The sequence below is a fragment of the Piscicoccus intestinalis NBRC 104926 genome (assembly GCF_001515525.1).
GTDB lineage: Bacteria > Actinomycetota > Actinomycetes > Actinomycetales > Dermatophilaceae > Kineosphaera > Kineosphaera intestinalis.
In genome coordinates, this window is record NZ_BCNQ01000174.1 from 1 (window position 1) to 8,985 (window position 8,985).

Annotated in this window: 7 protein-coding genes; 5 read left to right on the plus strand and 2 right to left on the minus strand. The window is 73.6% G+C overall.

Going from position 1 to position 8,985, the window contains the following annotated elements; genetic code table 11:
• The 3 genes from PINTE_RS18885 to PINTE_RS18895 all read left to right on the plus strand — a co-directional run.
• On the plus strand, window positions 1-897 hold an 897-nt coding region (locus PINTE_RS18885), incomplete at its 5' end, for an N-acetylmuramoyl-L-alanine amidase (protein WP_068433820.1).
• A 187-nt stretch (window positions 898-1,084) separates the two neighbouring features.
• Entirely contained in the window at window positions 1,085-1,570 is a 486-nt protein-coding gene (locus tag PINTE_RS18890) for an FHA domain-containing protein (protein WP_068433821.1), read from the plus strand.
• Window positions 1,543-3,459, plus strand: coding sequence for an ATP-binding cassette domain-containing protein (locus tag PINTE_RS18895; protein ID WP_245643058.1), 1,917 nt, complete (start codon window positions 1,543-1,545; stop codon window positions 3,457-3,459). The genes PINTE_RS18890 and PINTE_RS18895 overlap by 28 nt, the downstream gene beginning before the upstream one ends.
• Window positions 3,460-3,591: 132 nt before the next feature.
• Here PINTE_RS18895 and PINTE_RS18900 read toward each other — a convergent pair whose 3' ends face one another.
• On the minus strand, window positions 3,592-4,917 hold the full coding sequence (locus PINTE_RS18900; protein ID WP_217996644.1) for a UDP-glucose dehydrogenase family protein: 1,326 nt from the start codon (window positions 4,915-4,917) through the stop codon (window positions 3,592-3,594).
• Between the two features lie 152 nt (window positions 4,918-5,069).
• The gene (locus PINTE_RS18905; protein WP_068433825.1) at window positions 5,070-5,654 is read right to left on the minus strand and encodes a hypothetical protein; all 585 of its coding nucleotides are present in this window, start codon (window positions 5,652-5,654) and stop codon (window positions 5,070-5,072) included.
• 564 nt (window positions 5,655-6,218) lie between these two features.
• Here PINTE_RS18905 and PINTE_RS18910 point away from each other — a divergent pair.
• Together PINTE_RS18910 and PINTE_RS24025 are read left to right on the plus strand one after the other, a co-directional pair.
• Window positions 6,219-8,393: a hypothetical protein gene (locus PINTE_RS18910; RefSeq protein ID WP_068433827.1), complete on the plus strand. Its 2,175-nt coding sequence runs from the start codon at window positions 6,219-6,221 to the stop codon at window positions 8,391-8,393.
• A 224-nt stretch (window positions 8,394-8,617) separates the two neighbouring features.
• Window positions 8,618-8,985: hypothetical protein (locus tag PINTE_RS24025; RefSeq protein ID WP_217996642.1), on the plus strand; the 368-nt coding region annotated here is incomplete at its 3' end.

Below are 8,985 nucleotides of genomic sequence, written 5' to 3' on the forward strand. Positions count from 1 at the left end.
GCCGTCGGCGGCTGCGGACCCTCCGGGCCGACGTCCTCGACCGCCACGGACGGTGTCGCGACGGCCGATTCGGGCCAGGCGGGGCCCACCTCGTCGGGCGGGGGCGCGACGGCCCGCGCGCCCGTGCGCGCCTCCGACGGCACGAACGCGGCGACGGCGGTGCCCACCTACGTCGCCTCCCCGACGACGGCCGCCGGCACCGGGAGTCCGTCGGCGTCGTCCCGCGCGGCTCCCACGTCGCTCGGCGACGCCACGATCGTCATCGATCCCGGCCACAACGGGGGCGCGTCCGCGGCGTTCAACAACCGGCAGGTGCCCGCGGGTAACGGGCGGATGAAGGCGTGCAACACGTCGGGCACGGCGATTCCCGGCGGCGTGTCGGAGCACACGGTGAACTTCCGGCTCGCGACCGAGCTCGGCCAGCAACTGCGGGCCGCGGGTGCGCGGGTCGTGTTCACCCGTGAGACCGACGACGGCGCCGGGCCGTGCGTCAACGACCGCGCGGCCGTCGGCAACCGCGCCCGCGCCGACGCCGTGGTCTCGGTGCACGCCGACGGCAGCGACTCGGCCTCCGCCCGCGGCTTCCACGTCATCCGGTCGACGACGATGGTGGGCGGCCCGGCGATCGAGGCCGCCTCCGAGCGGCTGGCGAAGGCTGTCGTCGCGACGTTCGAGGGCACCGGCATGCCGCGCTCGACCTACCTCGGTGGGGGCACCGCGATCACCCCGCGCGACGACATCGCCGGACTCAACCTCTCGCGGGTGCCGGCCGTCATGCTCGAGGCCGGCAACTTGCATCACCCGAGTGATGCGCAGCTGCTCACCGATCCCGCGTTCGTGCGCACGCAGGCCCGGGCGCTCGTGACCGCCCTCGAGACGTGGCTGCCGACCCGCTGACCCCGCGTGCGCCGCTCAAGCCGGCGAACTCAGTGGTGTGTCCCATCGGTGGCCGGCTCACCTGGCTCAGGTGACGCCGGTGCGGCGCCGATCGGTCTCATGCACCACATCGACATCTCGTGGCGGGCGGCAAGGGCTTCACAACGGGCGTTCGACGACCGGCACGGCGGGGGGAAACGGACGCCGCATGAAGCAGCACGACATCCGCGACGAGGCCGCGTTGACGATCAGCGGCGAGGGGCGACGCTGGAGCCTGGCCGCCGGCGCGCAGGTCGTCATCGGACGCTCGGCCGACGCCGACATCCGCATCGACGACCCGGAGGTGTCGCGGCGGCACGCGCAGCTGGTCGCGACGGGGCCCGGCGGGTGGGTGGTCAGCGATCTGGGCTCGGTGAACGGAACGTACGTCGACGGCAGGCGCGTGACCAGCGCCGATGTCGGTGACGGTAGCGTCATCGCGCTCGGCCCGGATCCGCGGGCCCCGCGGCTCACCCTGACCGGAGCCGGGTCCGGGGCCGGGGCCAGCGGAGGCGGGGACGCGGACAGCGCAGCCGGGCCGTCGAGAGTGGCGCGGGGCAGGCGCCGCTGTCCTGGCCCGACTCCGGCGGCGGCGGGGCGCGGGGTCCGGACGCGCCGCCACGGGTCGTGCCGACGGACATCCACGGGTGCGTGACGATCGGCCGGGCCGCGGACAACACGCTGACGATCGACGACCTGCAGGCCTCCCGGTATCACGCGCGCGCCACCCGGCGCGGTGACGGCTTCTGGATCGAGGATCTCGGCAGCCTCAACGGCACGTATCTCAACGGGAGACCGATCAGCGCGGCGCTGTGCGGAGCCAACGATCTGCTGACGATCGGCCGCCGCCAGTTCCGGGCGGTCGGCGGCGAGCTGATCATGACACGTCAGCACCGCGAGGTCAGCCTCGTGGCCCGCGACCTGCGGGTCGTGCTGCGCGACGGCAAGCAGCTCCTCGGCGGGGTCGACTTCGCGCTGCCGACCGCGAGCCTCATGGCGGTCATCGGGCCGTCCGGAGCCGGTAAGTCGACGCTGCTCGGCGCCCTGACCGGGGCGCGCAAGGCGAGCAGCGGGCAGGTCGGGTTCGATGGGCGCGACCTGTACGCCAACTACCACGAGCTGCGGCAACGCATCGGGCTCGTACCCCAGGACGACGTGGTGCACCCCCAGCTCAGCGTGCGGCAGGCCCTCGAATACGCCTCGCGCCTGCGGTTTCCCGCCGACCTCGACGTGCGCGCCCGACGCGCCCGGATCGGGCAGGTCGTCGCCGAACTCGAACTCAGCGCGCACATCGACACCCGCATCGACCGGCTCAGCGGCGGGCAGCGCAAACGCACGAGCGTGGCCCTCGAACTGCTCACCGAGCCCTCGCTGCTCTTCCTCGACGAACCCACCTCCGGGCTCGACCCCGGCCTCGACAAGTCGGTGATGACGACCCTGCGCACCCTCGCCGACGGCGGCCGAACGGTCGTCGTCGTCACCCATAACGTCGCCAACCTCGGCCTGTGCGACCGGATGCTGCTGCTGGCTCCGGGCGGCACCGTGGCGTACTTCGGGCCGCCGGAGAACCTCCTCGGCCATTTCGGCCTCGGCGACTACTCCGACGTGTTCACACAGGTCAGCGCCCGCCCGGACGCGGCCACCGATCGGTTTCGCCGATACGGCGGGGGCGTCGCCGGGGAAGAACTGCACCCGCCCCGGCCGGGCCCGCCGGCCGCGCCGCTGCGGCAGCAACCGATCCACACCCAGGTCGCCACGCTCGCGGCCCGGCATCTGCGGGTGCTCGCCGCGGACCGGTCGTACGCCGCGTTCACCGCCGCGCTGCCGCTCGTGCTCGCGTTGCTCGTGCTCGCGGTGCCCGGCAGCGCCGGGTTCGGGCCGCCGGGCACCGACCGGCCCACTGAGAAGCTGCAGTTGCTCGTCGTGCTCATCGTCGGCGCGGCCTTCATGGGGCTCGCCTCCAGCGCCCGGGATCTCGTGGCGGAGCGGCCGATCTACGCCCGGGAGCGAGGAGTCGGTCTCTCGGCGAGCGCGTACCTGACGGCCAAACTCGGGGTGTACCTCGGGCTCGCGCTCGTGCAGTCGGCGGTGCTCCTGGGGGTCGTCATGGTGTTCACCGAGGCGCCGGCGGGTGACGTGGCGCTCGGGCACCCGGTGGCCGAGCTGTACGTGGCGGTCGCGGCGACGACGTTCGCCAGCGCGTGCCTCGGGCTGCTGATCTCCGCGACGGTCTCGACGTCCGAGCAGGTCATGCCGCTGCTCGTCGTGGCGATCATGGCGCAGCTCGTGCTGTGCGGCGGACTGATCCCGGTGGCCGACCAGGCCGTGCTCGAGCAACTGTCGTGGCTGGCGCCGAGCCGGTGGGGTTACGCGGCCGGGGCGTCGACCGTCGAGGCGCTCGGCGTGCCGCGGGTCGTGCGCGACGAGCTGTGGGAGCACACCGCCTCCGCCTGGTGGAAGGCCATCGGCATGCTCGGCGCGTTCATGCTGCTCACGACGATCGCCACGGGGCTGCGGCTACGCCGCGTCGGCGCCCGCCGCTGACCCCGCCCGAACGAGCCGGCACCGAACGACCCTGAGAACTGCGTGTCGCGGTGAGGACTGCGGCACGAACAGCAGTCCTGACCACGACACGCAGTTCTCAGGGAGGTGGGTCTAGGCGTTGGGGGCGCTGGGTCAGATGAAGGGGCGGCCGAGGGCGCGGTAGACCCAGCCGGCGGCCTGCCAGCGGGCGGGGTCCAAAGCGTTGCGGCCGTCGACGATCATCGGGCGCTCGACGAGGTCACGCAGCTGCGCCGGGTCGAGTTCGCGGTACTCGGGCCACTCGGTCAGGTGCAGCACGACGTGCGCCCCCTTGACCGCCTCCTGCGGGGTGTCGGCGTACAGCAGCTCGGGCGCGACGCGGCGGGCGTTGTCCATCGCCTTGGGGTCGTGCACGACGACCGTCGCGAAGTCCTGCTGAATGGCGCGGGCGACGTCGAGGGCGGGGGAGTCGCGGATGTCGTCGCTGTGCGGCTTGAACGCGGCACCGAGCACCGCGACCCGCCGCGTGCGCAGCGTGCCGCCGCACTGTTGACGGGCCAGGTCGACCATCCGGGCGCGCCGGCGCATGTTGATCGAGTCGACCTCGCGCAGGAACGTCAGCGCCTGGTCGGCGCCGAGCTCGCCGGCGCGGGCCATGAACGCGCGAATGTCCTTGGGCAGGCAGCCGCCTCCGAACCCGACTCCGGCCTTGAGGAACTTCGGGCCGATGCGGTCGTCGAGCCCGATCGCCTCGGCGAGGCGCACGACGTCGCCGCCCGCGGCCTCGCACACCTCGCTCATCGCGTTGATGAAGCTGATCTTCGTGGCCAGGAACGCGTTCGCGCTGATCTTGACGAGTTCGGCGGTCGAGTAGTCGACGACCAGGCGGGGGATGCCCGACTCCAGCGGCGTGCGGTACACCTCGTCGAGCAGATCGACGTCGCGCTGGGAGTCGGGGCCGTCGACGCCGTAGACGAACCGGTTCGGCGTCAGGGTGTCTTCGATGGCGAACCCCTCGCGCAGGAACTCGGGGTTCCACGCCAGCCGCACGTCGGAGCCGGCGGGGGCGGCCTGGCGCAGGCGGGAGCGCAGCTGGAACGCCGTGCCGACCGGCACCGTCGACTTGCCGACGACGAGGCAGTCCCGGGTCAGGTGCGGGGCGAGCGAATCGACGGAGGCGAACACGTAGGTGGTGTCGGCGGCGTTCTCGCCCTGGCGCTGCGGGGTGCCCACGCAGATGAAGTGCACGTCGGCGTCGGCGGCCAGCGCGTAGTCGGTCGTGAACGTCAGCCGCCCGGTCGGCAGGGTCCGCGCGAGGAGCTCCTCCAGGCCCGGCTCGTGCATGCTCGGGCGCCCCTGCGCGAACGCGTCGACCTTGGCGGGGTCGGTGTCGATCGCCACGACCTCGTGCCCCAACTCGGCCATGCACGCCGCGTGCACCGCCCCCAGGTATCCCGCTCCGATGACAGACAGCTTCAGGCTCACGGGCGTCGATCCTAGCTCCGCAGTGTGGGATTGACGTTTCCACCCGGCGGACCGGGCGCGTTCCGACCGGCCCGTTCAGGTCGAGTTCACCGACGAGGCAGCGGGCGCGCTGTGTGCGGTGCGCCCGCCCGGTGTGAACGGGACACTCAGTTGTACAGCAGCACCCGGGCGTTGCGGCCGCCGGTGCACAGCACGGTGGCGTCGCCCTGCGGGGAACACGACATCGTCACGTGGCGGCCGGCGGCCACGCTGTAGATGTCCTGCAGCACGACCGAGCCGCCGGCGGCACCGCTGTCGCGGTAGGCCGTCGCGACGTCGACCATGAACGGCCGGGAGGTCGTGCTGTGCAGGGTCGCGACCTTGTCGAAGGGCCCCCCGATACCCGAGCCCTGGTGGTACATGCGGTAGCGCTGCGCGGCCGACTGCGGCTGAGCCGGCGCGGGGGCCGCAGAGCGCGCCGGTGCCGGAGCTTGCGCGCTCGCCGCGGGAGCCGGTGCGGCCTGCTGGCCCCCGGACTGCTGGGCGGCGGACTGCTGGGCGGCGGCCGGTGCCGCCGACGAGGTGACGGTCACCGTGGGATTCGCCTGCGCCTCCTCGCTCGACTCCTGCGACTGCCACGGGCGGCTGACCGCCAGCATCACGGCCGCGATCACCACGGCGGCGGCCAGCGCGAGGATCGCCTTGCGCATGCCGCCGCTCGACTGGCCGGGAGCCGGGTAGGCCGGGGGCATCGACGAATAGCTGTCGGGATATCCCTCGGGATACTCGGGATACCCGGGATGCGACGAGTAACCGTAGGGCGGGTAGCCGCCGCTGCTCCCCGGCGACCGGCCCGCGGCGTCCGCGCGGTACGACGCGAGGTGCGTCGGCTCGCGGGGGTCGGACGTCTCGCCCGTCCTCCCGGGCGTCGACGGCGCCGCCGCGCCGCACCGGCCGCAATAGGGCCCCTCGAGGCGATTGCCACAGTGTTCACACAGCATCAGGTCTCCAGTACCGACGTAGGAATCACCGTTCCCATCGGTCCGTGTGACGCCTGACTGAGACGAGCGATCAACTCGCGGGCTGTTGTCGACGTCACGAGTTCACCCGGGTGCCTGTGCGGCGGCCGACCCGTGCCGATAGGGCGGCGAAGCCCCGATGCGGGGCAGGTGTTCGACGTCCCCTCCCACGGCCGCGCCCCGAGCGCGTCGCGGTCGGCCGTCGTCACTCCAGAGGGGAAAGCCATGTCCTTCTGCGCCGCCTGTGGCCAACGTCTGCCAGCCGACGCCCGATTCTGCGCCTCCTGCGGACAGCCGGTGACCGCTGTGCCGCCCCAGCCGCGCCAGCCGTCCGAGTCGCACGAGCCGCCCGAGCCGCACGAGCGCTCGGCGCGGCCCGACCCCGCGCCGGACGACTCCCCTGGGTACGTCACCGAGGTCATTCGCGCGCAAGGCGATTCCGCCGGGGCCACGATCATCACCACCGCCGGCTCGGGTGCCGCGCGCGGTGCGGGCGACTTCACCGGCTCCGGTGGCTCGGGTGGCTCGGGTGACTCGGGGGACGGCGTCGAGGAGGTCCCCGTGGCGGAACTGACGCTGCGCGCGCGGCCGCTGCCGCCGACCGAGCGCGGACCCCGGGGCGCACTCGTCCGGGAGCCGGTCGCTCGCGCGGAGCCGGCCGCTCCGATCCGCCCCGACCACACCGACCACACCGACCACACCGACCACACCGACCGCGCCGACCGCGCCGACCGCGCCGACCGCGCCGACCACACCGAACCCATCGACCGCGTCGGCCACACCGACCATCAGGTCCGGCCCGACGGGTCCGACGGGCCCGAGGGGCCCCGCGGCGTCGGAGGATTCGGGTCGGACACGTCCGGGGCATCGCACGCAGCGGACACCGACGGCGGGCGGGGGAGCCGGTCGTATCCCGAGTGGCCGTTCTCCGAGCCGGACGCGCGCCGACCGACACCCCCCGGCGCCACCCGGGACGACTCGTACGCCGTGACCGGGGGCCGTCCCCGGCCGCGGTTCGGCACCGCCTCCCGCAGCGGGCTCCTGCCCAGGGAGCATCTGGCGCGCGCGGCGCGCGACGGCGCCCTCCTGGCCGTGGCCGCGTGGGCGATCGCCACCGCGGTCATGGCGGTGCTCAGCCTCCTCAACCTCAACGGCGTCATGCCGCTGCTGTGGGCGCGCGGCGGGATCTTCCTGCTCGCGCTCGCGCTGCGCGCGCCCGCGGGGGTCACCGGTGAACTGAACACGTCGTGGTTGGCGGACGCCATGCCGTTCGGCATCGACATCGGCGACATCCTCGGGGACTCGGTCGACACGACCGCCGCCGTCACCGCCATGCCGCTGCTGCTCACCGTTCTGCTCGTGCTCGCGGCACGCTCGATCGCGCGGGCGGCGAACGGGGCGGCGCCCAGCGCGACCATCCGCGATCGGGTGCTGCGGGCCGTGGCCATGGCCGCGACGTTCGGGGCCGTCGTCGCCGTGCTCGCCGTCGCGCTCGGCGGTCGGCTCGTGCCGCAGGTCGACGTGAACCTGTCGATCCACGCGTTCGTGGCCCTGCTGATGAGCATCCTCATCGTCGGACCGGCCGCCTTCTGGGGGTTCGCGTCGCGCGCCCGCGGTGCCGCCGGACTCCCGCGCGGCTGGCAGCGTGATGTGCGGGCCGGCCTCGACCTCCTCGTCGCGGCCATCACGGTCGCGACGATCCTGCTGATCCTGTACTCCATCGTCTCCGTGCTGCGCGACGGCGGGTTGAACCTCAGCACGCGGTGGATCCGGGAGCAGCCGGCGGAGGCGGCCCGCGCCGCGGTGAACTGGCTCGTGACCGCGCTGCTGACCGTGCCGACCGGCCTGTTCGCCGGCGGAGTCATGCTCATGGGGGCGAGCATCTCGACCTCGGTCAGCGGCACCGGCGGGGAGTGGCAGTACGAGCGCTTCGGCATCTTCGACGGCACGGTCATGGCGCGCTACGTGCTGGGGTGTGTCGTGCTCAGCGTGCTCATCGCCGCCTGGGTGGGCCTGCGGGCGGCGCTGCGGGCCCCGGCGGCCCGGGACCTGCGCACCCGGTACTGGCAGCCGGCCGTCGCCGCCGCCCTGCTGTGGGGCCTGCTGGCGTGGCTGAGCTCCGGCTCCGTCCAGCTGCGGGCGGAGACCGACTCCACCTCGTTCCTGCGCGACTCCGAGCCGATCGCGCAGGTCACGTCGAGCGCCGGCGTCAGCGTGCTGGGCGCCGCGTTCCTCGCCGCAGCCTGGACCCTGCTCGGCGTGTGGGTCGGCCGGATGCTCGTGCGGCCCCTCGGGCGGCAGTTTCCGGCCGCGCTCGAGTGGGTGGGCGGGCGGCACCTGCATCACTCCTGGCAGGTGCTCGTCACCGACGCGATGCTGCGGCGCGGCATGCGACCGCCGCCGCGGCTGTCGGGGGTGGCCCGTGACCTGCGCACCGGGAGGATCCGCGCGCCCGGCGACCCCCTGACCTGAGCCGTCGACCCGTCGACCCGTCGACAGCCTGCTCGCTGACGCTCGAGCACGCGCGGGGAGGACCATGCGTATCAGCTGGTATTTGCCTGGGAGTAGCGATCAGGAAAGAGCACTAGAATGCCAGCCGGGTCACGCCGGCGTTCTGGGCGCGACCTGTCGTCGTTACGGGGGGAAGTTTGATGCAAGCAGCAGATCGGCGCCAATGCACGACGTGCGGTGCAGTGGTGTCCGCACAGGCCGATCAGTGCGAACGCTGCGCGGCCGGCGCGTCCGACCAGGCCACGCCGGCCGCCGGAGCCGGTGTGACCGCCGCATCCGGTGCGTCCGAGGCGTCGGGGGTGTCGTCGGGTGCGCGTCGCTCGGAGCCGGTGCGTTCGGTGAACTCGTCGGTCAACTCGCAGTGGCCGGACGGATCCGGCCTGAGCAACGCGACGGCCACCGCCGTGCTGTCCGGGCTGCCCTCGACCGCGCCCCTGCCCGCGGCGCCGCGGACGACCCCGCAGCGCGCAGTCAGCCCCGCCGAGGTCCGTGAGCGTGCCGGTCAGTCGCGGCCCGCGCGGAACACCCAGGCCGCCGGCGCGACGGCCGACGG

Bases quoted from the DNA above. Each gene is read 5' to 3' on its own strand.
- PINTE_RS18890 (WP_068433821.1), top strand. From the start codon at position 1,085: ATGAAGCAGCACGACATCCGCGACGAGGCCGCGTTGACGATCAGCGGC.
- PINTE_RS18905 (WP_068433825.1), bottom strand. From the start codon at position 5,654: ATGCCCCCGGCCTACCCGGCTCCCGGCCAGTCGAGCGGCGGCATGCGC.